Source organism: Candidatus Pristimantibacillus lignocellulolyticus (assembly GCA_023639215.1).
Classification (GTDB): Bacteria; Bacillota; Bacilli; order Paenibacillales; family Paenibacillaceae; genus Pristimantibacillus; species Pristimantibacillus lignocellulolyticus.
Map to the genome: position 1 here is coordinate 3,764,181 of CP097899.1, position 23,449 is coordinate 3,787,629.

A 23,449-nucleotide genomic window follows, 5' to 3' on the forward strand; every position below is an offset into this window, starting at 1 on the left:
GGGTAATTACATGAGAAAAAAGCTTGAATTAAGTTTCATCGTTGTTTTATTGTTCTTAGTTGTTGTTGGCTGCAGTGCGAATAATAACAATGTAACGCCAGTGCAGAGCGATAATGCAGGAACGGTTACAACGAGTAAACCAGAGGAATCGCCGGCAGAACCTGTGAAGGTAGAGCTAAATGTATTTATGAGCTATCCGCAGTATAAGGAGCAATTTGAAGCTTACTTTGATCAATTCATAGCGAAGGAATTAGCAGAAAAAAATATTTCTGTAACGATAAACACAGAAATGCCGAACTCAGATCAAGCGAAACAAATTTTACAAACTCGACTTGCTTCAAACGATGCACCAGACTTGTTTACCATTCACGCGAATGATATCCCAACTTATTATAACGCAGGCTACCTAAGTGATTTGGCTGATCAACCTTCTATTAACAGTCTCTACGAGCCAATAAAGAAAACAGTTACGTATGATAGTAAAGTTGTCGTACTTCCGTTAGAAAGCTCCACATGGGGATATTTGTACAATAAAAAAATGTTTGAGGAATACGGCTTAACTCCACCTAACACCTTGGATGAAATGAAAGTGGTTATTGAGAAATTAAATGCAGCGAGCATTCCTCCGTTCCAGCTGGCATTTCAAGAGTCGTGGGTTCCTCAGTTGATGACTGCACAATCGCTTGGCGGAGTAGTATCCTCGAAGCATCCAGATTGGATTGCGAAGATGAATGCAGGTGAAGCTTCCTATAAAGATGTAGAAGCGATCTTTGATATTATTGATTTGATAAATGCAAATGGTACTGCAAAACCGTTCGAAGTAGGAAATGAAGCTGGTGCAGCAGATTTTGCAAATGGAAAATCTGCGATGTGGGTGCAAGGGCCTTGGAATGCAGATGCGATTCTAAAGGTAAATTCAGATTTTGAAATCGGTGTTGCAGCTCTTCCAGTAAGCAATGATCCGAATGATACGATGATTAACCTTTCTACATCTACCTCGTTAGCACTATCCTCAGCGAGTAAGAACAAAGAAGTAGCTCTTGATTTGCTCAATTATATTCTCGATGAGAAGGATTCTTCTGCTTTATTCGAGCAGCTAAAATTTAATCCAATCTCAACTGTTCATCAATTCAAAGTAAATCCATGGGTAGAGGAATCCTCTGCGTATGTAGCAAAAGGGCAAGCCTATCAGGATCTAACACTTCCAAATGGTGTTACTGATGAGCAAGCAAAATTACTTCAAAGCTACTATGCTAAGTCTGTTACGAAAGAAGAATTTATATCAACGATGGACAAAACATGGGCATCGGCAGTTAAAGCAGCAGCAAAATAATAGCAGGATGATTGCAACAGATAGGAGTGTTAGGATATGACCTCTAAAACAAAATGGAAACCAACTCTCATCCTACTAGCCTTCGTTTTTCCTGCCTTATTATTCTATTCCATATTTGTACTCGCCCCCTCTTTCGGGGGGGTGTGGTACAGCTTAACGGATTGGAATGGTCTAAATCCCAACTATGATATGGTAGGTCTAGGTAACTATGTCGAAGCGCTTACGGAAGATCGTTTTTTTCTTGATTCCATCTGGTTTACGCTTAAATATGTAGTTTTTATGGTCGTTTTATCTAACTTTTTCGCAATACTATTGGCGGTATTCATAGAATCTCAAAAACAAAGCAAAGTTTGGTTTCGAACGATATTTTTTATGCCTAATATGCTTAGTCTAATTATAGGCGGCTTTATGTGGATGTTCATATTTACGAAGGTGTTACCTTTTATTGCGGAGCACACAATCTTTAAATTTTTGGACCAGTCGTGGATTGGAGATCCGAAGCTTTCCTTCTATGCTTTGCTTATTCTGTCACTTTGGAGTGGGGTAGGCTACTTAATGGTCATCTACATTGCAGCCTTACAAGGTGTACCTCAGCAATTGAAAGAAGCAGCGGCGATTGATGGAGCAAACAGCTTGCAGACATTTCGGAATATTACGATGCCGATGATCTATCCTGCTTTAACAATTGGACTATTTGTAACTTTAAACAGTTCCTTCAAAGTATTCGAAGCTGTATTCGCCCTTACAGGTGGTGGACCCGGCAGAGCCACACAGGTTATAGCACTTAATATTTATGAGGAAGCGTTTAGTCAGAGCAGCCGTTACGGCTATGCGAGTGCCAAAGCAATGATCTTGTTTTTGATTGTATTTATGATCACCATTGTCCAACTATGGATCATGAAGAAAAGAGAGGTGGAGGCATGATGAACAAACTCGAAAATGCTGGCAATATGCAGCTAGGTCGTCGTGTCGGTTCCGCTCTCATCTTTCTATTTCTGCTACTAGGGGCTGTCGTGATGCTATTTCCTATCTATATGGGTTTATTAAACTCGGTGAAGACACAAAGCGAGATGCTGACGAATATTCTGTCATTTCCGAAGGAACTTCAGTGGGGTAATTATCCAAATGCTTTTAAGAAAATTCATTTTTTTCGCAGTTTAGGTAACACGATTCAAATTGCTGGAGTAGGGTTAATCGGCATTATTGTCTGTGCATCATTAGCAGGATATAAGCTTTCTCGAACGAAAGGGAAGCTGAGCGCGTCAATATTTGCTCTCTTTATTTTATCGATGCTAATTCCATTCCACTCGATTATGATAACACTTGTGAAAATTACGAAACAATTGTCCATCCAAGGTTCAATCTATGGATTAGGAATGATTTATATCGGACTTGGAGTCTCGATGGCTATCTTCTTATATCATGGGTTTGTAAAATCGATACCTCGGGACCTAGATGAAGCAGCTATAATTGATGGTTGCAGTGAATTCAAGTTGTTCTATGCAGTCATATTTCCTTTGCTACTCCCAGTTACGGCAACTATAGCAATCTTAAACTTATTGTGGATATGGAATGATTTCTTGCTACCGTTATTAATGATAACAAATTCTGATCACTATACATTGCTCTTATCAACAAATATGCTTTTTGGCGAGTATAGCAATGACTGGTCTAATATATTAGCTTCATTAATACTAGCTATGCTGCCAGTTGTTCTGTTTTATTTATTTTTGCAAAAGTATATTTTAAATGGGATTGCGGAAGGTGCGATCAAAGGTTAAACAGCGTACTTAATAGAAACGAAAGGAAGTGTATTGTGTCAAACACACAAGAGCATGAGGTTACTGGGTTTCTTAGAGCCGTTGGTCAAAAACTGATAAATGGTGATGGACGAGAAATTTTACTCCGCGGAGTAGGATTTGGTAGTTGGATGCTTCCAGAGGGGTATATGTGGCAGTTCCCAGAACAGGGAGATCGTCCGCGTCGAATCGAACGAATGATTACGGAACTCGTGGGAGAGAAGCAGGCTGAACAATTTTGGGATATCTACTATGATCGTTATACATCTGAAGCTGATATTCAGCAAATCGCAGCAGACGGATTTAACTCTGTACGTGTCCCTATTAATGCTAGATTCCTTATTATAGATTGTGAAGCAGATACCATTGTCTATAAAGAGAATCACTTACGATTACTTGATCGGCTTATTGACTGGTGTCGTGAGCATCGACTTTATGTCATTCTTGATCTGCATGGCGCTCCTGGTGGGCAAACGGGTACTAATATTGACGACTCGGAGCATGATCAACCCGAATTGTTTATGAATGAGCGAAATAAACAGAACACCATTCAGTTGTGGAGGATGCTCGCGGAGCGCTACAAAGAGGAATGGATCGTTGCGGGTTACGATCTATTGAACGAGCCGCTGCCTAATTGGTTTTCGTCGTATAACGACCAAATTATGCCTTTATATCGCGATATTATACAGACGATTCGTGAAGTGGATGATAATCACTTGATTATACTCGAAGGTGCTCATTGGGCTACAGATTGGTCTATTTTTAATGAGAAAATAGATGATCATATTATGCTGCAATTTCATAAGTATTGGAACAACCCTGATACGGAGAGCATTCAGAATTACTTGGACAAAAGAGAACAATGGAACGTCCCGATATTTATGGGCGAAGGTGGGGAGAACAACAAGGAATGGTACGCAGGTGCATTTCGTTTGTTCGAGGATCATAACATCTCTTGGAATTTCTGGACTTGGAAGAAGATGGGCAAGAACAATTCTCCTTGCGAAGTCATTACACCCTCAGGTTGGCATAAGCTAGTTTCTTATTTAGAAGGCGGCGAGAAGCCAGATGCAAAAGAAGCGGAGCAAATCCTATGGGACTATTTGCACAACATATCGTTCGAACATTGTATCTATCATTCAGCGGTTACATCGTCTCTATTCCGTAGGCCTAATACTCGAATACCAGCAATCTTTTACGGTTATTACGGAGAAGGAGTCAGTTATGGACTTAAGGGGCGGAGTAACAATCCAATAGGATTCCGGATCAATGATGGTACGGACATTCGGTTCGTAGAAAGTGACAGGCTAATCGCAAACTTTGAGCATAGCAAGGGGGATAGCTGGCATCAGGACGAGCTTATGTATGTACAATTAGCTGATGGGGACTGGGTTGCTTTCGAATTCACCATTGCAGATACGACTGAGGATATACTTTATCGCGTAGATTTGTATGCAGCGGCAGCTAATGAAAACGCGATAATAGAAATTTCAATAGATGATAAATGGGTCGAACGAAGTGGGATTATTAGCGATTTATGGGAGATGCAGAGGTTAGGCAATGGCTGGACGTTGTCCCCAGGATTGCATCGAATCGTCTGTAAAGCTGTTGACAGCTCAGTTCGAATGCAGTGGCTTGAGGTAATTCCTTACGAATAAGTAGTGTTTTGAAGTTAAATTGCATGTAAAAATGAAATACGAGAAACCCCATGTCCTGTGAGAGACATGGGGTTTCTTTACGTTCAGAGTGTCACTATAACGATCACCTATTATTAAAATAATTTCCATTATTTAATAATAAGGTGTTTACAATAGTGTGTGTCGTACAGTATAATAATATTAGGAGTTGATGGCATGGCTAATATTCAAGAAACAATAAATGGTTTAACACATGAACTAAGACGGGGTACGCTTATTATTGGTGTACTAAGTCAATTATCCGAGCCACAGTATGGTTACTCGCTCGTTTCTGTATTGGAAGAAAAGGGCATTAGCATTGATCCCGGAACATTGTATCCGCTCCTGCGCAGATTAGAAAAGCAAGAACTACTTGAAAGTCAGTGGGATACGAACGAATCTCGTCCCCGGAAGTATTATCTTCTTAGTCAGACTGGTAAGGAAGTTTACGAGCAGCTATGTGTGGAGTGGAAGAACTTGGCGCAAAGTATGAATAGTTTAATTGAGCCGTAAGGGAGAGATGGAAGTTGGAAATCATTGATCGATATGTTTACGCGGTAATTCAGCGGGTGCCGCAACAACAAAGGGATGAAATTGAGAAAGAACTACGGGGATTAATAGAGGATATGCGAGAGGACCATTCGTCTGAGGGTCGAACGGAAGAAGAGATTATAGAGGTTGTTCTTAATGAGCTTGGTTCGCCATATGAACTCGCATCAGGGTATCGAGGCTACAAGAGATATTTAATTGGCCCGGAATGGATTGAATCATATCTTATTGTTCTTAAAGTAGTATTGATCTCAATAACGATAGGTTTGTCGGTAGTGCTCGCAATAGATCTTTTTGTAGATCCATTCGAAGGTTTGGATGCATTTATTGGCTATTTTGCTTCTTTGATCTCGGCATATGCTCAAGGTTTTGCTTGGGTAACATTAATCTTTCTATTTATTGAACATAAAGGTAACAAATCTGGTCGTAAGGAACTTGCTGGAATTAAGAAGGAGTGGAAGCTAGCTGATTTACCACCACTTCCTACGGAGAAAACCCGTATTAAACGCAGTCAGCCGATAGCGTCAATTATTTTTACGATACTATTTGTGATGTTGTTTACTTTTTCGGCTCAATATATTGGTATTATCCGGTTGAACGACGAGACGACGAAAGTAATTTCTTTCTTCAATGTGGAGAATCTTCAAAGTTACTTATCTTTTATCTGGATTCTTACAGTGATTAGTATATTGAAAGAAGGTATCAAACTCGTGACGGGCAGATGGACAAAGACTATTATATTAATGCAGATTCTATTCAATCTGTTGTGGTTCGTTTTAGCTTTGATTATGTTGATGGACCAATCGTTATGGAATATGGCATTCCTTGATGAATTGATACAAGCTGGGCTTACGTTCGCGGGAAGTGAGATGTTCCAGACGAGTAGTGAACTTTGGCAGTATTGGACAGAGATTCTTATTTATATTGTTGCGATCATCGTTATCATTGAAACAGTAGTCCTTGGTGTGAAGGCGTACGGAATGAGAAATAAAAAGTCATAACAAATATGCTAGGTAAGCGTGGCCTCAGGTTATCCATAAGCAAATATAGTTATAAATATATCCCCTTTAAGAAGTCACTTGCACGAATTCGCATGTTCAGTTGCGAAAATGAGTGGACTTAAAGGGGATTTTTGTAGTTGAGAGTGAACCGAGAAGATAAGGCGCTACTTGTGGAAGGAGGAAACGCAAATGTATGTAGTTGTTACATGCGTACCGGACTTCTCAAGTTCGCTTCATATTCGATGTCGAATACACTTCGAAGTCAATCATCGATATCGAAGCCTGCTTTTTGAACTACCTCATCAAATGAAAGTTCAAAAAGCAGGCTTTCAGATCCGAGAAGATGAAGCGCTACTTGAGGAAGGAGGACGCTCCAGTGTACGTAATTGGTACACGAGTCCCGGACTTCCCAAGTTCGTTTCATATTCGATGTCGAATACACATCGAAGTCAATCATCGATATCGAAGCCTGCTTTTTGAACTACCTCATCAAATGAAAGTTCAAAAAGCAGGCTTTCAGATCCGAGAAGATGAAGCGCTACTTGAGGAAGGAGGACGCTCCAGTGTACGTAATTGGTACACGAGTCCCGGACTTCCCAAGTTCGCTTCATATTCGATGTCGAATATACTCCGAAGCCAATCATCGATATCAAAGTCTGCTTTTTGAACTACCTTAAAAGAGTGAAAGATAAAAGATTGATCGATCCATTAAAGCATTAATATAGTTATTATCTCGTCTGAAAGTTGCACGATGTGGTGATGTTTCGTTAGGAATGCTGTGTATATGTTGAACAGCACTAAGAAATAATTGATGAATTGGAGATTGTTTGGCGATAGAGTTTGTCTCATCCTGCATAGTTTCAGACAGCCCCCCAACACCTATATAGTGTGGTAAAGAAGTGCTCCAACTGTTCCAGCTAGCTGGTTTTTGATCTTCACTGATAAACAGTTCACTCCATCCATATCCTTGATTTGTCGTTAGACACATACAAACACGAAATCCATATTCATCGATTTCAATCAATGGAATAACAAAAAGTTCAATTCTTTTCACTTTTAATAATAAAAGTTGCTGTAGATCGGGTAAAGATTCAATCGTTTGACAAGTTAACATATCTTTCTCTCCTCATGTTCGCTTACGGAGTTAGCTGACGGATTCGGGACAGAGAGCTTCCCTACAGTCGCTTATTTAGCGACCGATTCACCCCATGCTCTTGATGAATGTAGATCATACTCTCATCAATTGCTTTGGTTCCCCCGCTTCTAGTACATAGAACTCAGCGATTATATTTGGCTGTATACAGCTTCGCGTCTATATTAACGGTATGTTGGTCTTTTGTAAAATCTAATGTAGTCATTGTTAGACGACATAAAGCCATAAATGATAAATTACAGTTGTTTTGGCGACTTAATCATGATAATTCTCTCGAATACTCGTGAATACTCTGTAGATTATGCCACGTTAATAAGTCAGATAATTCAACTTTTCAGTACATAACAAAACTAAACCCTAATTTTTGAGATATAGAGAGAAACAGAGATAATCGTAGTATACTAAAGTTAAATATATATGTAAGCGATGCCATTTGTTTCAAAATGTCTATTTTTAAGCTTAAATGGCTTCTGCGTTAGCTTTACACGGACATTGGCAAGGAGTAAGATTCGTTTCATGGTATAACAGTTTTTACCATAAATTGAATCGCTGAGTTTTCGTCAAAAGACGGAAGCGGGGGAACCAAGCAAACAAAAAACTCTAGATAGAGAAAATGTTTTGCTGAGCGTGTCATAATCCGATGTGAGAGTCGGAGAGTGATAACGCAGGGGTGAATCTTAAACCGGGTACCATGGAACCGGTAATAGTAGGGCGACTCTCACCGTCCGAATCCGTCAGCTAACCTCGTAAGCGTTGAATGAGAGAGGATTGATAAAGTTAGTGCTTTAATAAACGGAACAGTACCATAAAGGTGTATGTTTCTGAGCGGATATTCAAACCGTGTGACTGTGATCACGATGTAACGCGTTGTAGCATAATCGGCGGCGAATATGCCCTCCATCGAAAGCCAGCGTATGCTCACGTACCCGAAACGTACGCTGTGCTACTCGTTTCCGCTGGAGTGCATCTTCTTGGTGCTGACAGCCGAACATTGTGAATTCTTATTGGAAATTGATATAACTGGCAGAAAAGATGTCATATTGTAAAATGTTTTAACGCTGAGTCCTGTGAATAACGGGAGCGGGGGAACCAACAGAGTAGATAGATGTTAATTACGTCTATGAAGCTCCTGGGGTGAATCGCTTGGCTTGTAGCCAAGTGTAGGGCGACTCTCAAGCCCGAATCCGACAGCTAACCTCGTAAGCGTACTTGAGAGAGGCGACAATCATCGTGTGCTGACTTGTCATGGTTTGTTTTTCCATGATTAAAGAAGCCTCGGGAGAATTTCCTCTGCTCCCGAGGCTTCTTTTTTGTTGCCTTTTTTCTTAAATTAAGCATCACCAGGAGGAAAATATTATGGAACGAGAATATATCGTAGTGGCTGGAATGAATGAAGCAGCGCTATCTTTTATTAGATTACTACAACATAAAGAACTTCCTTTCGCTGTTATTACAAATAACAAACAAGAAGAGAAGGAACTAAGAAATATTGGGATTTCAAAAGTTATACGGATTAATACAAATAATCGGTTTAGTTGGGAAGTACCGAATATGGCAATAGGGAAGGTATTCGTATTTGAAAGTAGTTTGGCATTAAGTTGTCGCTATCTGCAATGCTGTAGTCTTTGGACAACAAAACCTATCTATGTCATTACACCATATTTGAATCCTAGAGCAATTTATAAAGGGCTCGGTGCCAAATACGTTATATATTCGCAATCAGGGGAACACGGATTTCTATTGAGTACACAAGATACTGGCATTTGAAAGATTTCATAAGGAGGTTAAACGATGGTGGACGTATATATGATTATAACTTTAATCGTTTGTTTCGGATTATTTTATGGTTTTCTTACGTGGTGCAGCACTAATATCGACCAATCAGGAGGAGATGCGGAGTGATCATAGTATTAGCTGCAACAGTCTGTCTGTTCATATATCTAGTTTATGCCTTAATCCATCCAGATAAATTCTAGCTAGTATATGGAATTTACATTGTAAATCCGAGAGAATGCTAACGAAGATAGATTATACTAGCAAAATTCGAGCAAATGCTTACGAAGTAGATTTTGCTTCGCATAATCTTTTAGGAGGTTAAGAAATGGAAATTTTGCAAATGGTGGTTGTTATAGCCGTTCTTGTTATGTTGGTTAAGCCACTTGGCAATTATGTGTATCATGTATTCTCGAATGAAGAGAATCGATTAAATAAAATATTTGGACTATTCGAACGGTTAATCTACAAGCTGATTGGCTTGAAACAGCGTGCTGGTATGAGTTGGAAGAAATATGCGCTCAGTTTTATCATAACCAATATCGTATTGGTAGCTGTTAGTTACTTCATATTACGAATACAAAAGGTATTACCATTTAATCCGAGTGGCATTGATAATATGGAGTCTACACTCAGTTTTAACACGGTCATCAGTTTTATGACCAATACGAACTTACAGCATTATTCAGGGGAAACAGGTTTAACCTACTTCACTCAGATGGCTGTTATTACGATGATGATGTTTACTTCTGCGGCAACGGGCTTCTCGGTTGCCATCGCATTTATCCGAGGCATTACGAGCAAGGGAACTACGATTGGGAACTTCTTTGAAGATTTCGTCAAAGCACATACTCGTATCTTCTTACCGATTTCCTTTATCATTACGTTGGTATTGGTCGCACTTCAAGTACCACAAACGCTTGATCCGACGCTGACACTGAAAACGTTAGAAGGTGCAATGCAACAGGTAGCGATCGGACCAGTAGCTTCGCTAGAGTCGATCAAACATTTGGGGACTAACGGTGGAGGATTCTTCGGAGTCAATTCAGCCCATCCGTTTGAAAATCCGAATCCAATGACGAATGTGATTGAAATATTATCAATGTGGGCACTTCCAGCTGCATTAACATATACGTTCGGATTGTTTGCAAAGAACAAGAAACAAGGCTGGGTTATTTTCACGGCAATGCTATGTTTGTTTCTAGTTTTCCTTACTACTGTATATGTGTCTGAGAAAGCTGGTAACCCAGTAATGAATAACCTTGGTATTGATGCTTCACAAGGAAGTATGGAGGGCAAGGAAGTAAGATTCGGTATCGCTCAATCCGTATTGTTCACTGCAGTGACAACCGCAGCGACAACTGGAACGGTTAACAATATGCATGATACGCTCACACCGATTGGCGGCTTAGTACCGCTAGCAGAAATGATGCTTAACGTCGTATTCGGAGGTAAAGGTGTCGGCTTAATTAATATGCTGATGTATGCGATATTGGCGGTGTTTATATGTGGGTTAATGGTTGGTCGAACACCAGAGTTTCTAGGTAGAAAAATTGAACCAAGGGAAATGAAGTTAATTGCGATTGCTATTTTAGCGCATCCACTTATTATACTCGGACCAACTGCTTTGGCGCTTATGATGGATATAGGGAAGGTCGCCATTTCTAACCCAGGTTACCACGGTATTACACAAGTGTTATATGAATATACGTCTTCGGCAGCTAACAACGGATCGGGCTTTGAGGGACTTGGTGATAATACGCCGTTTTGGAATATTAGTACCGGTATCGTCATGCTATTAGGTCGATATGTTTCGATTATCGCGATGCTTGGTGTAGCTGGGTCACTGGTTCAGAAACAAAGAGTACCTGAGACGATCGGAACTTTCCGCACAGATAATGTATTATTTGTTGGTCTACTAATCGGTACAGTTTTATTAATTGGTGCACTAACCTTTTTACCGGCAATCGTACTTGGTCCAATTGCCGAACATTTGACACTCCGTTAACTATTGAGGTGAAGGAATATGAATGGTAATCGTAGAAAAAGCATGTTGAACAAAGAGGTAGTTCAACGTGCGGTTAAAGATAGTTTCATCAAGTTAAACCCAGCAATCATGATAAAAAATCCAGTTATGTTCGTCGTAGAGGTTGGCACGGCAATCGTACTTCTTATGACGTTATTTCCAAGTTATTTCGGATCAGTAGATAGAATTGGTTTCAATCTGTCGGTATTTTTAATTCTTTTGTTTACGCTACTGTTCGCCAATTTCGCTGAAGCGTTGGCGGAAGGACGTGGTAAAGCTCAGGCTGATTCATTGAAAAAGACAAAGCAAGAGGTTATGGCCAATACATTGATCGGGAGCGTGATCTCAACTGTTCCCTCTTCAGAACTTCGTAAGGGAGATATTGTGGTCATAAATCAAGGTGAGATGATTCCTGGCGATGGGGAGATTATTGAAGGTCTTGCATCCGTAGATGAATCTGCAATTACAGGGGAATCGGCTCCAGTTATTAAAGAAGCGGGTGGAGACTTCAGTTCCGTCACTGGTGGCACACGTGTTGTAAGTGACTCGATCAAAGTTCGAATTACAAGTGACCCTGGAGAATCATTCATCGATCGAATGATCTCACTCGTTGAAGGAGCAAAGCGTCAAAAAACGCCTAATGAAATCGCACTAAATACGTTATTAACGAGCTTGACACTTATATTTCTAATCGTTGTCGTAACGCTTTCACCGATAGCAAACTTTGTGGATATTAAGCTTGAAATTCCGGTGTTAATTGCCCTGTTAGTTTGTCTCATTCCGACAACAATCGGTGGCTTGTTATCAGCAATCGGAGTAGCGGGAATGGACCGAGTAACGCAGTACAATGTGCTTGCTATGTCGGGTAAAGCAGTCGAGGCAGCAGGTGACATTAATACAATGATCCTTGATAAAACAGGTACCATCACATTCGGTAACCGAATGGCGAGCGAGCTTGTTGCTGTTGGACATCATCAGAGGGAAAGCTTAGCCTCATGGGCAGCAATCAGTTCACTTAAAGATGAGACTCCTGAAGGTAGATCTGTATTGGAGTGGATGAAAAAGCATGAGTTGAGTTATGACGCTACGCTTGCTGATAAAGGAGAATTCATCACATTTAAAGCAGAGACAAGAATGAGCGGTATTAATCTAGAAGACGGTCGACAAGTGCGTAAAGGTGCTGTAGATGCGGTTCGTAAATGGGTAGTAGCTCAGGGTGGTACAATTCCTAACGATTTGGAAGAGAGTGCTAATCGAATTTCTTCTGTCGGAGGAACACCACTCGCGGTTGCAGTAGATACACAAATATTCGGTCTTATCTATTTGAAAGATACCGTTAAACCTGGTATGAAGGAACGTTTTGATCAACTTCGTCAGATGGGTATACGGACGATTATGTGTACTGGTGATAATCCGCTAACTGCAGCAACGATAGCACGTGAAGCCGGCGTTGACGATTATATTGCAGAAAGCACACCTGAGGATAAGATTACTGTAATCCGTCGCGAGCAAGCAGAAGGAAAGCTTGTTGCGATGACAGGTGACGGGACTAATGATGCACCAGCATTGGCACAAGCAGATGTTGGTATCGCGATGAACAGTGGTACGATCGCAGCGAAGGAAGCTGCGAATATGGTTGATTTGGATTCAGATCCATCGAAAATTATTGAAGTTGTAGCGATCGGCAAACAGCTACTTATGACTCGTGGAGCATTGACGACCTTTAGCATTGCCAATGATATCGCCAAATATTTTGCGATTATTCCCGCAATGTTTATGGTTGCCATTCCAGAGATGAATGTGCTTAACATTATGAAGCTAGGATCACCGTATTCTGCGATATTGTCTGCACTACTATTCAATGCAATCATAATCCCGCTTCTAATCCCACTGGCAATGAAGGGTGTTGCTTACAAGCAGATGAGTGGAGCAAGATTGTTACGCCGCAACCTATTGATCTTTGGTGTTGGTGGTGTTATTGTCCCATTTATCGGAATTAAGATCATTGATCTTGTTGTTCATTTATGGGTTTAATGCGGATTTTTATTAAGGGAGAGAAAAGATTATGAGTACAGAAGTAATGAAGAAAGAGACGCAATCAAACGGTTCTATTCTATGGATTGCAATGCGAGCAAGTTTAGTTTTCATCATCATTTGCGGGATTATCTATCCGCTTGTAAGTACGGGGGCAGCTCAGCTGCTCTTTCCCCATAATGCGAATGGTAGCTTATTGAAAGATAGTAAAGGAAATGTAGTAGGATCAGAATTAATAGGTCAAAACTTTACAGATCTTAAATACTTCCAAGGACGTGTCTCTAGTATAGAATACAGGGCAGAAGCTTCAGGTTCCAATAACTTTGGTCCCTCTAATCCTGCGTTACTAGAAAGAACAAAAGCATCTATTGAACAATGGAAGATAGATAATCCAGATGTACCAATCAGTCAACTACCTATCGCATTAATTACAAACTCAGGATCAGGTCTTGATCCTCATATTACGCCGCAATCAGCTAAGGTTCAAATTCCACGTATTAGCAAATTAACAGGCATTTCAGCAGATGAGCTTGCTGCGATGCTAGAAGCTAATACGGAAGGTCGTGATCTTGGACTGATCGGTGAAAAACGCGTTAACGTGTTGAAGCTGAATATAGAGCTAGCCGCAAGACTTGCTAATCAATAAAGCAATATTTTAATCCGCCCGGGTAGCTGTTCATCTGCAGCCCTCTAGTGAAAAAGGAGACGAACAATGGTTCAGTTCAAAAGGAAAACACCAGAGGAGATACTCGCATCTATTTCAAAACTCCATAGAGGGAAATTAAAAATAATTATAGGAGCTGTTAGCGGCTCGGGCAAAACTTATCATATGCTTCAAGAAGGGACTCAATTGAAGAAGCAAGGCATTGATGTCGTTATCTGTGCTGTCTCGACTATGCAAAGACTAGAGACACAGAAGCAACTCGGTCAACTAGAAAGGGTTCCAAGCATTCATTGGTGGAAAGAGGGGGTAGAGCAAAAGGATCTTAACCTTGATGCTCTACTTCAGCGTAATCCTGAGGTTGTGCTAGTAGATGGTCTCGCTCATTGTAATCAGCTAGGCTCTCGTCACCGAACAAGGCTCGAAGATATCATCTATTTGATGGACCATGGCATTAGTGTCATCACAACTATTAATGTGTATGAGCTTGATGGTGTCGATGATATTGCGATGCGCTTAACGGGCATTCAAGCAGAAGAAACAGTAACTTCGAATACTTTAGCAATTGCCAATGAAGTTAGGTTAATCGATGTTTCCACGGAAACGATGCTTAAGAGAATCGAAGAAGGTGAACTTGGTGAGCTGCGTCACCGGGCAATATGTGAGCGTAGCAATCTAGCGATATTACGGGAGTTATCGCTTCGGCTAGTAGCGGAAGGGGTCAATGAATCTCTGGAAAAACATCGGGAGGAACTTGGTCTAGTTGGAGCATCCGGAGCAACGGAGAGAATTCTAGTGTCGGCTCAGTATCATTGGAATGGTTCACTTTACGTGAGAAGGGGACAGCAAGTAGCAAAGCGATTAAATGGTGAATTAGTTGTACTTGTATTTGTAAATGGTAAGAAACAGCTAACCCAAGATCAGATGACGTTCAAGAGATCAATAATTCAATTAGTTGAAAAAGTTGAGGGGCGATTCCATGAGTTACCTTTAGCAAACCGGCGTGAACTTCCAGCTAATTTGATAAAGTATGCCTCTGAACAGAACGTAACCCGGATTGTAATGGGTCATTCCAAGCAAAATCGATGGCAGCAGTTTTGGCAAGGTTCACTCGCTGATAACATCCTTAGTAAAATGAGAGGCATCGATTTATTTCTAATGGCTGATCGAGCGGAACATGATGGACAGCGAATTTTGCCGGTTAAGCAGCGCCATATCGAGGAGCAGGATCTTTTTCGACGACTGAGCAAGGAAGAGATGAATAGTAAGATCAAGACAATGAAAAGGGGGAGCTTCAAAGTATATATAGGTGCTTCCCCTGGAGTTGGAAAGACATTTACGATGCTACGAGAAGGTAATGTTCTGCTTAGAAAAGGAATAGACGTTGTTATTGGTCTGTTAGAGACGCATGGACGCAAAGAGACCGCGGAACAAATTGGAGATCTCCCGCTACTTCCTAGACTTATCATTAATTATAAAGGAAAACAATTGGAAGATATGGATACTGAGGCAATTATTAAGCGGGGTCCAGATGTAGTGCTCGTTGATGAACTTGCTCATTCAAACGTGCCTGGAAGTGTTCGCAAAAAACGTTATGAAGATATTGTTCGTATCTTGGAACATGGAATCTCAGTTATTACGACCGTTAATGTTCAACATTTAGAAAGTTTGAACGATGCGGTTGAAGGTCTTACTGGTGTAAGAGTTAGAGAAACTGTGCCGGATGCGATGCTGAGGCTTGCGGATGAAGTAGAATTAATTGATGTCACACCTCAAATGCTGCAGAAGCGGATGCTTGACGGTAAAATCTATGCGATGGATAAAATCCAGCAAGCATTAAAAGCTTTTTTCACGACGGGCAACTTAATCTCTCTGCGTGAGCTAGCTCTACGTGAAATCGCTGATGATGTAGATGAACGACTTGAAGCGTTAGATCTTAGTTACTCATTGCGGGGTGAGCTTCGTAGAAAAGAAGTGATATTCGTAGCGGTTACGATTAATTCAAAGTCATCAGAACGTCTTATTCGCCGTGGCTTCCGGATAGCTTATCGATTAAAGGCTAATTGGTATGTTCATTATGTAGATGATAGTATTCAATTAAGTAACGTTATGCTCAAAAGACGCCAAGAATTGATTGAGCTTACTCATCGAATGGGTGGACTATTCCAATCTACTAAGTGTAACGGTAGAAAAGAAATAGCTGAAATGTTAATTATTGAAGCGAACAAAGTAAAAGCGACTCAGCTTATTATTGGGTATTCTAAACGATCTAAGTGGTATTCCCTATGGAATGACAATATCGTACGTCGCATAATGCGATTAGGGCGCCATATGGATGTATTAATCGAGACGGAAAGGTGAAGTCCTATAGATTTTGCAATTGATTTCAAACTTCCCGATTCCTCTTTGAAACGTAAAACTGCTTGTGATTTTTCATCTGTACTAACCTTAGTCATAGAAAAACTGCACCTCCAAAGGTTAGATGGTTGAAACTAACTTTTGGGATGCAGTTCATTCTGAAGTGGTCTTTAATAAAATAAACAATTCTGAATAGACATACTGATTTTAGTGTGATTACTGTTAGGCAATTAATTTAATAAAACAATCTCAGTTGCATCGAATTGTGTATTACTTTCACTTATATCTTGAGGTTTAGAGAGAGTGATTCTAATTGAATCTCCCATTGAAAAATCTTCGAATTGCAAAGAATTCCCTTTTCTATCTATAAATTTTGTTGTGTTAATAAAAGTTATACCACAATAATAACCGATAGAATTTATATTGCCTTTTTTACCTCTGTTCACTTCATCAGAACAGTTCACTAAAAATTTCCCCCCATCTATAATGTCAATAGTTTTCTGAAATGTTGTGATTGAGTTATTTGAATTACATGCTGTCAGTATTAAGCAAATCATAATTAGAAATACAGATATCTTTTTCATAAATTTTCCTCCTCACAACATGTGTCACCTCTCAAGTGCGTGTTAAATCACATATTTATCAAATCGTACAACCGATAGACCAACGCAATGAGAGCGTCCATTATTATACTTATATTTCCCTTGTAATTTTCAATTATCAACATTGAAATCTAACATAGCTTTAGTTTAAGTAACTTTGATACTAAGTGGGTCCGATTCTATCTCGAACTCATTACTTGTACCAAACCTTCAAACATGATTGGTTCAATACCTTGTGACACTCGATCACCATTACTATCAAAGACATCATAAGTAAACATATCTGCTCCATGCAGGACGTCCCAAGAATTATCGGAATGATTAACCAACGTACCCTTTACAATGAAGAGTTCATCTGCTTTTAATTCTTTAGGTGCAGCAACAGTGACGCTGAAATTTTTAGCCGTTGGATTACTTTGACATCCAACGAGTACAATCATAATGACGATTAAGCATATCGATAATCGACTTTTCAATGTAAACCCTCCTATTAATAATCTTTCATTCTAAGTGACGCGAACGTATTACATTATGTTTCAATAATGCTAGTTAATTCTTTTAGATGTCACTAAACAATTTACCCCATTACATTGTAGTCAAGTATATATAGTTTGTAGCTTGTAACCCGATTTCCCTAGAAATTTATGAAACATTTCGTTATTCTAGTACGTCTAGTAATATGGATATATAGAACTAGAAATGAAGTTTATTGGAAAATGGGAAGGTAGTGTGAAAAAATTATTATGAAAAAACGAGTTAGCTTATTAGTCATAATTTTATCAATGTTATTTGCAAGCAGTGCTTTTGCGTACGATGTTCAGCTACAACCTTTTAAGGATGAAGAGAACGATTATTCACGTGAACCAATTTATTCGCTATCTGCACTAGGCATTATTAATGGATACGAGGATAAGACATACCGTCCGAATAATGATTTGTCGAGAGAGGCTTTTATAAAGTTACTTGTCATGGCAAATCAGTTAGAAACAGAAACTGTTGGAAAAGTTCCTGCAGGAGTAAGTAAAGATCGCTGGTCTGCGCCGTTTATTTCTATAGCTTATGAACATAAATGGATTGATAGTTTGCTAGATAAGAATGAATCGTTCAACCCATCGCAAACGATTACTAGACAAGAAGTTGCGATGTTAGTAGGGAAAGCATTACTAGATTCAGAGAAGGAAGAAGTACGTCAGCAATGGCTGGCTACAGATTGGAAAAAGGAACGGGATGTTCGAGCTTTCAAGGATCAATCCGCAATAGATGTAGATATGCAGCCTTATGTTTACTACGCAGCTAATCGTGGCATTATGGAAGGCGACAAAACAGGATTTAAGCCGAAAGAGTCTCTAATTCGTAAGCAAGCAGCTGCAGTTATTTATCGATTAATTGATATGCGAGTTGCTGAAGAAAAAGTTGATTTTACAGGTTTTTATGCAATTTCATCTTATAGTGCAATCAATCAAATGAATAAACTTTCAGATGTTATTTTTGGTTGGTCTCACTTGGAATATAGTGGCGCTGGAGTTGCTACGTTGAAAACTAGCTCTAAAACTAGTAAAACTGTTAATGTCATTCCAAGTGGTTCTGCAGAGGCTATTACTGCTGCTGACTCTGCACAATTAACGAAGGAACTGATGGTGTTTTATGATAATAGCAATCTGAAAGATTTTCTCAAAGATAAGACAGCTCAGAAGGCATTTATCGAATCGCTATTATTGACTTTAAATGATCCAGACTACTCGTTTACAGGGGTAAGTATTGACTTTGAAGGGTTAATGAAAGAGGAGAGCGCTGCTGATTATGTTGCATTTCTGCAAGATTTGAAGAAGCAGTTGGGTTCGTATACATTATCTGTTGCTGTACCGCCTATTTATTATTACAAAGGTTATAATTTGGTAGAAATTGGTAAAATTGCGGATGCAGTTGTACTTATGGCTCATGATTTTACGGATAGTCAACTTCCGTCTGCCCCATTGCCACTTGTAAATGATACGGTAGTAACTGCACTTCAATCGATTCCGAAAGAAAAGCTTGTGTTAGGTATTTCGAAACAAGCTAATCAATGGATTACTACCAATGGTATAACTGCTGCTCCAGTGATACCAGCAGTTGCAGATGTAGAGAAAAGATTAGCGATGCCAAGCGTCGTTAAGACATGGTCAATGCCTTATTTTCTAACGAAAGCAGAATTTACAGATGAAAGAGGCAGTCACGTTCTATACTACGAGGATGCGCAAAGTATAGCCAAAAAAATATGGCTAGCTAAGTTTTATGAACTGAAAGGCGTATCCTTATGGCAGATGGGGAATTATACTGCTGCGGATTGGGAGATAATTGGAAAGCAATCAAGTAGATGAAGTCCGTTTGGTAAGTGACTTAATAGAGGGAGAGGTGTGCATAATAAATATGCGCCTCTCTCTTTTTCATGCCGCGGGCTCAGAGTTAGAGAACAGTTGTTAGTACTATTTCATAAGTTTTTTTGATATGCTTAAAAGAAAAACGGCAGATTGAGTAATATGACAAGAACGGATCTTGTACAGCTCCTGCTGACTACATATTAGAAGGAGTACGATCATGACACAATCATTTAATGCACTAGTAGTGAATAAGCAAGAAGATCAATTTACTGTAAATATTAATTCGCTAACATTTGATGATTTGCCTCAAGGAGAGGTTTTGATTCGGGTTCATTATTCTGGCGTCAATTATAAAGATAGTTTGGCTACTATTCCTAACGGGAATATTGTTCATACTTATCCATTTGTTCCAGGTATTGATCTAGCAGGGGTCGTTGTTTCATCTGAAGATGATAGATTTCAAGCTGGGGATGAAGTAATCGCAACGAGCTATGAAATCGGTGTATCTCATTTTGGAGGTTACAGTGAATATGCTCGTATTTCTGCAGATTGGATAGTTCCTCTTCCAAACGGTATCTCGCTGAAAGAAGCAATGATTATTGGAACTGCTGGTTTTACTGCTGCGTTATCCATTCAACGACTAGAAGAAAATAAAGTGTCGCCCGATAAAGGTAAAGTTCTTGTCACTGGTGCGACTGGTGGTGTTGGAAGTTTTGCGGTCGCTATTCTCTCTAAACTTGGTTATGAGGTTGAAGCTAGTACTGGTAAAGAATCGGAACATGAGTACTTGAAAAAAATCGGAGCAACTACAATCGTATCACGTACAGATGTCTATGATGGCGAAATTAAATCATTAGATAAACAGAAGTGGGCTGCAGCTATTGATCCAGTTGGTGGCGAGCAACTTGCAGCTCTTCTAAGTCAACTTCAGTATGGAGGAGCAGTAGCTGTAAGTGGATTAACTGGTGGAGTTAAAATACCAACTACCGTAATTCCATTCATACTAAGAGGAATTAATTTGCTTGGTATCGATTCTGTATATTGCCCGATGGACACTCGACTTACTGTCTGGAATCGCCTAGCAACTGATTTCAAATTAGCAAATTTAACAGAATTAATTCAACAAGAAGTTACACTAGAGCAACTTCCCGGTATGCTGCCTACTTTACTTAAAGGGCAAGCACGAGGCAGAATTATTGTGAAACTAGTTACTGAAGATTAGATGGTTCAACGCAGTAATCAGTGCCTGCGGAATAAAAGCTTCACCCGAACGGACTTAGAAGCCGTTATATGTGAGTATTCGGATCGAATTTTATTTTAAAGGACACACCAGCCGTTAAATGTCCTAAATGGAGCCCACATGCATCAAATGGTGTGGGATAAGTACATCTATGTCCGTGAGGATCGAAAATATAGACATATATAGCAGCTAAGGTATCTGAGGTCCGTTATAAGTAGAATACTGTAAATAGCCTGTAGCCCTAACACCGTTTGTGTTACGAGCCGACAGGCTATTATTTATGAGTAATTACAATAAGCCGATGCTTTTATAGTAGTTTTCGTTATACTTCATACTTGGATGATTCGGGTTAATAGCCATCGCAAATCGATGATGTTCAACTGCTTTTTGTAGATTTCCTAGACGATCATAGCATAACGTTAATTGGAGATGAGGCAACCATGTTGCAGTAGCTGGATTATGGAAACTCATATCAGATGTGTACTGGCTCGTTAAGAGAGCTTGCTCATACCAGTAGATCGCTTGATGAAACTTGTTATCATTCACAAATAACGCACCGAGCTGACAACAGAAGTCTGGACGTGGTGGAATATATTGCAATGTGCGGAGTAGATGAATAATAGCTAGATCACGTTTGCCAAGTGCTTCATAACAATGAGCTTTTCGTGAACAAGCAGCGACATTATCTTCAACCCAGCCACCATTACCATCGAGAAAAGTATCATACCACTTAATTGACTCTTCATATCTATGATGATCTCGCAATTCATTAGCGAAATAGAATTGATCACGTGGAGAGAAATCTTCCCCAGCTTCATGACGCTCCAAGTAGATATTTAAATTTCGATCACTAGCATGACGTTCTTTGCGATGTGTAACCGCAATTTCGGAGCTGAAACTTGCACCTCCTACTGCTAAATATTCATGAACAGCCCCGATCCAGCGGAAGTTATTACTGCGTTTTACTAGGCGATTGCGCCGGTAACTATATGTAGGGTTACCGTTATCGTCAAAAGAGAGATGGTATTTCATCGTTACAGTATCATAATTGAAATCTGGCATTTCCTTTAGCTGTAGTAGTCGTTCTAGGTCGGCTGGTTGAATAACATCATCGGCATCCAGCCACATAATATATGATGAGGTAGCTTGATCAAAACTGTAATTACGTGCATCGCCAAAATGATTAATCCATGCGAAATCATATACTTTCGCATTGAAGCTAGCAGCAATTTCCTTTGTACGATCTGTTGATCCAGTATCAACAATAATGATCTCATCTACCGCTTTTTGAACGCTAGAAAGACAACGAGCAAGCACACTTTCCTCATTTTTCACAATCATACATAAGCTTATCGTAAACACATGCATCCATCCTTTTTTATAATTTTACTGCTAATCATATCTTTCTGAACTGACGAAAATGCATAGAAATATAGGGTGGTAAACCGAATAGTATAAGTATATTAATGAGTAATAAGAAAAGTGCTTAACAGGCCTCATTTTTTTGAATTGGTTAAAAAGGGTAGTCAAAGGGAGATGACTTTGCTATAATGACCAATAGATTGACCAAGTGAATACGCTTTGGGGAGCTAGTGAGCTGGCTGAGAGGGAATGAACCAATTCCGACCCGTTAACCTGATCCGGATAATGCCGGCGTAGGAATGTGAGCATACTTTTGCATGAGATAAGAACTATAGTGGAAAACTATAGGTAATCTATCATAAGCGAAGTAACAGCCGAAATTGACGGCGCCCTTCCTAATTTAGAGAAGGGCGCTTTTTTATTTGCCTATGTTAAATCAGCGTGTCCTCTTGGAAGATCACAATTAGAGAGAAGAATGGGAGAGGAAGACATGAAAGTAAAAGGATTGAAATGGCTAGTAGTTATTGCTTTACTTACCGTTATAACAGCTTGTGGAAATGCGAATGTTCAGCAAGACAAGGAAACGGGTACGACTGGTGAAGGTGGAAAAGAAAAGGAGCTTCGCAAAGTGCAACTTGTGCTTGATTATACACCGAACACGAACCATACAGGATTGTATGTCGCGCGTGACAAAGGATATTTTGCTGAGCAAGGACTTGAAGTTGAAATTATTTCTCCAGTTCAAGGTGGAGCAGATGCAGCAGTTGGTTCTAACAATGTTGAATTTGGTATTAGTTATCAAGAAAATTTAACAGTTGCTAGAGTAGCTGGTGTACCTGTCGTTTCATTGGCGGCGATTATTCAACATAATACATCCGGATTTGCATCTAAAAAGGACAAAGGTATTGATTCACCAAGTAAATTCGAGGGTATGCGTTATGGCGGATGGGGGTCTCCTATTGAAACGTCAATCATCGATTCATTGATGAGAACAGACAATGCTGATTTTTCTAAATTAGAAATTGTAAATATGGGTGATAGCGACTTCTTCACAGCAGTGGAACGTGATGTTGATTTCGCATGGATCTTCTATGCTTGGACAGGAATTGAAGCAGAATTACGTGGCGTCGATTTGAATATGGTATATATGAACGAATACAATGAGAATTTAGATTACTATACGCCAGTTGTTGTGACAGGTGAAAAGTTAATAAAAGAAGAACCGGAACTCGTTCGTTCATTCCTTGCAGCAGTTGTGAAAGGTTATCAATATAGTATTGATAATCCAGCAGATGCAGCAGAAGTATTAATTGCAGCAGAGCCGGATTTGAATGCTGACCTTGTAAGAGCGAGTCAACAATGGTTAAGCCCGAAATATCAAGACGATGCGCCCCGCTTTGGTGAACAGAAGTTATCGGTATGGGAAGGTTATGCAGATTGGATGTATAGCAATGAATTACTAAATGGCGAACTTGATGCTGAAGCAGCATTTACAAATGAGTTTTTACCACAATAAGTTATAATC

18 protein-coding genes and 4 riboswitches are annotated in these 23,449 nt (G+C 39.8%); of the genes, 14 read left to right on the plus strand and 4 right to left on the minus strand.

Going from position 1 to position 23,449, the window contains the following annotated elements; genetic code table 11:
* The first annotated feature begins 10 nt into the window (after positions 1 to 10).
* The 6 genes from NAG76_15960 (at position 11) to NAG76_15985 (ending at position 6,358) form a co-directional block, all read left to right on the plus strand.
* A complete protein-coding gene (locus NAG76_15960) occupies positions 11 to 1,333 on the plus strand; it encodes an extracellular solute-binding protein (GenBank protein URN93317.1) in 1,323 nt (440 codons plus the stop codon).
* Between the two features lie 36 nt (positions 1,334 to 1,369).
* Positions 1,370 to 2,257, plus strand: coding sequence for a sugar ABC transporter permease (locus NAG76_15965; GenBank protein ID URN93318.1), 888 nt, complete (start codon positions 1,370 to 1,372; stop codon positions 2,255 to 2,257).
* A 26-nt stretch (positions 2,258 to 2,283) separates the two neighbouring features.
* Entirely contained in the window at positions 2,284 to 3,114 is an 831-nt protein-coding gene (locus NAG76_15970) for a carbohydrate ABC transporter permease (GenBank protein URN96860.1), read from the plus strand.
* A gap of 35 nt (positions 3,115 to 3,149) precedes the next feature.
* On the plus strand, positions 3,150 to 4,790 hold the full coding sequence (locus tag NAG76_15975) for a glycoside hydrolase family 5 protein (GenBank protein ID URN93319.1): 1,641 nt from the start codon (positions 3,150 to 3,152) through the stop codon (positions 4,788 to 4,790).
* Between the two features lie 195 nt (positions 4,791 to 4,985).
* Complete coding sequence (locus NAG76_15980; protein ID URN93320.1) at positions 4,986 to 5,321, plus strand: PadR family transcriptional regulator; 336 nt, start codon at positions 4,986 to 4,988, stop codon at positions 5,319 to 5,321.
* 14 nt (positions 5,322 to 5,335) lie between these two features.
* On the plus strand, positions 5,336 to 6,358 hold the full coding sequence (locus tag NAG76_15985; GenBank protein ID URN93321.1) for a hypothetical protein: 1,023 nt from the start codon (positions 5,336 to 5,338) through the stop codon (positions 6,356 to 6,358).
* 673 nt (positions 6,359 to 7,031) lie between these two features.
* Here the strand turns inward: NAG76_15985 and NAG76_15990 are convergent.
* Entirely contained in the window at positions 7,032 to 7,472 is a 441-nt protein-coding gene (locus NAG76_15990; GenBank protein URN93322.1) for a hypothetical protein, read from the minus strand.
* A 4-nt stretch (positions 7,473 to 7,476) separates the two neighbouring features.
* A riboswitch (cyclic di-AMP (ydaO/yuaA leader) is annotated at positions 7,477 to 7,651 on the minus strand.
* Positions 7,652 to 8,048: 397 nt separating this feature from the next.
* A riboswitch (cyclic di-AMP (ydaO/yuaA leader) is annotated at positions 8,049 to 8,280 on the plus strand.
* Positions 8,281 to 8,557: 277 nt separating this feature from the next.
* Positions 8,558 to 8,732, plus strand: a riboswitch (cyclic di-AMP (ydaO/yuaA leader).
* A 135-nt stretch (positions 8,733 to 8,867) separates the two neighbouring features.
* Here NAG76_15990 and NAG76_15995 point away from each other — a divergent pair.
* The 5 genes from NAG76_15995 (at position 8,868) to NAG76_16015 (ending at position 16,366) form a co-directional block, all read left to right on the plus strand.
* Positions 8,868 to 9,278, plus strand: a complete 411-nt coding sequence (locus NAG76_15995; GenBank protein ID URN93323.1) for a hypothetical protein — start codon at positions 8,868 to 8,870, stop codon at positions 9,276 to 9,278.
* A gap of 334 nt (positions 9,279 to 9,612) precedes the next feature.
* On the plus strand, positions 9,613 to 11,292 hold the full coding sequence (gene kdpA, locus NAG76_16000; protein ID URN93324.1) for a potassium-transporting ATPase subunit KdpA: 1,680 nt from the start codon (positions 9,613 to 9,615) through the stop codon (positions 11,290 to 11,292).
* An 18-nt stretch (positions 11,293 to 11,310) separates the two neighbouring features.
* On the plus strand, positions 11,311 to 13,344 hold the full coding sequence (gene kdpB / locus NAG76_16005; protein URN93325.1) for a potassium-transporting ATPase subunit KdpB: 2,034 nt from the start codon (positions 11,311 to 11,313) through the stop codon (positions 13,342 to 13,344).
* Positions 13,345 to 13,375: 31 nt separating this feature from the next.
* Positions 13,376 to 13,990, plus strand: coding sequence for a potassium-transporting ATPase subunit KdpC (gene kdpC / locus NAG76_16010; protein ID URN93326.1), 615 nt, complete (start codon positions 13,376 to 13,378; stop codon positions 13,988 to 13,990).
* 66 nt (positions 13,991 to 14,056) lie between these two features.
* Entirely contained in the window at positions 14,057 to 16,366 is a 2,310-nt protein-coding gene (locus NAG76_16015; GenBank protein URN93327.1) for a histidine kinase, read from the plus strand.
* A 227-nt stretch (positions 16,367 to 16,593) separates the two neighbouring features.
* Here NAG76_16015 and NAG76_16020 read toward each other — a convergent pair whose 3' ends face one another.
* Complete coding sequence (locus NAG76_16020; protein ID URN93328.1) at positions 16,594 to 16,947, minus strand: hypothetical protein; 354 nt, start codon at positions 16,945 to 16,947, stop codon at positions 16,594 to 16,596.
* A gap of 197 nt (positions 16,948 to 17,144) precedes the next feature.
* Entirely contained in the window at positions 17,145 to 17,441 is a 297-nt protein-coding gene (locus NAG76_16025) for a hypothetical protein (GenBank protein ID URN93329.1), read from the minus strand.
* A 267-nt stretch (positions 17,442 to 17,708) separates the two neighbouring features.
* Between NAG76_16025 and NAG76_16030 the strand changes: the two genes are divergently transcribed.
* Both NAG76_16030 and NAG76_16035 read left to right on the plus strand, forming a co-directional pair.
* Positions 17,709 to 19,322, plus strand: coding sequence for an S-layer homology domain-containing protein (locus NAG76_16030; GenBank protein URN93330.1), 1,614 nt, complete (start codon positions 17,709 to 17,711; stop codon positions 19,320 to 19,322).
* 217 nt (positions 19,323 to 19,539) lie between these two features.
* A complete protein-coding gene (locus tag NAG76_16035) occupies positions 19,540 to 20,544 on the plus strand; it encodes an acryloyl-CoA reductase (GenBank protein ID URN93331.1) in 1,005 nt (334 codons plus the stop codon).
* A gap of 306 nt (positions 20,545 to 20,850) precedes the next feature.
* On the opposite strand, the gene NAG76_16040 is transcribed toward NAG76_16035, so the two are convergent.
* The gene (locus tag NAG76_16040) at positions 20,851 to 21,924 is read right to left on the minus strand and encodes a glycosyltransferase (protein ID URN93332.1); all 1,074 of its coding nucleotides are present in this window, start codon (positions 21,922 to 21,924) and stop codon (positions 20,851 to 20,853) included.
* Positions 21,925 to 22,134: 210 nt separating this feature from the next.
* A riboswitch (TPP riboswitch) is annotated at positions 22,135 to 22,240 on the plus strand.
* A 174-nt stretch (positions 22,241 to 22,414) separates the two neighbouring features.
* Between NAG76_16040 and NAG76_16045 the strand changes: the two genes are divergently transcribed.
* Complete coding sequence (locus NAG76_16045) at positions 22,415 to 23,440, plus strand: ABC transporter substrate-binding protein (protein URN93333.1); 1,026 nt, start codon at positions 22,415 to 22,417, stop codon at positions 23,438 to 23,440.
* The last annotated feature ends 9 nt before the right edge of the window (positions 23,441 to 23,449 follow it).

Bases quoted from the DNA above. Each gene is read 5' to 3' on its own strand.
- NAG76_16045 (URN93333.1), top strand. From the start codon at position 22,415: ATGAAAGTAAAAGGATTGAAATGGCTAGTAGTTATTGCTTTACTTACC.
- NAG76_16015 (URN93327.1), top strand. From the start codon at position 14,057: ATGGTTCAGTTCAAAAGGAAAACACCAGAGGAGATACTCGCATCTATT.
- NAG76_15970 (URN96860.1), top strand. From the start codon at position 2,284: ATGCAGCTAGGTCGTCGTGTCGGTTCCGCTCTCATCTTTCTATTTCTG.
- NAG76_15960 (URN93317.1), top strand. From the start codon at position 11: ATGAGAAAAAAGCTTGAATTAAGTTTCATCGTTGTTTTATTGTTCTTA.
- NAG76_16030 (URN93330.1), top strand. From the start codon at position 17,709: ATGAAAAAACGAGTTAGCTTATTAGTCATAATTTTATCAATGTTATTT.
- NAG76_15965 (URN93318.1), top strand. From the start codon at position 1,370: ATGACCTCTAAAACAAAATGGAAACCAACTCTCATCCTACTAGCCTTC.
- kdpB (URN93325.1), top strand. From the start codon at position 11,311: ATGAATGGTAATCGTAGAAAAAGCATGTTGAACAAAGAGGTAGTTCAA.
- NAG76_16035 (URN93331.1), top strand. From the start codon at position 19,540: ATGACACAATCATTTAATGCACTAGTAGTGAATAAGCAAGAAGATCAA.
- kdpA (URN93324.1), top strand. From the start codon at position 9,613: ATGGAAATTTTGCAAATGGTGGTTGTTATAGCCGTTCTTGTTATGTTG.
- NAG76_15980 (URN93320.1), top strand. From the start codon at position 4,986: ATGGCTAATATTCAAGAAACAATAAATGGTTTAACACATGAACTAAGA.
- kdpC (URN93326.1), top strand. From the start codon at position 13,376: ATGAGTACAGAAGTAATGAAGAAAGAGACGCAATCAAACGGTTCTATT.
- NAG76_16020 (URN93328.1), bottom strand. From the start codon at position 16,947: ATGAAAAAGATATCTGTATTTCTAATTATGATTTGCTTAATACTGACA.
- NAG76_15995 (URN93323.1), top strand. From the start codon at position 8,868: ATGGAACGAGAATATATCGTAGTGGCTGGAATGAATGAAGCAGCGCTA.
- NAG76_15990 (URN93322.1), bottom strand. From the start codon at position 7,472: ATGTTAACTTGTCAAACGATTGAATCTTTACCCGATCTACAGCAACTT.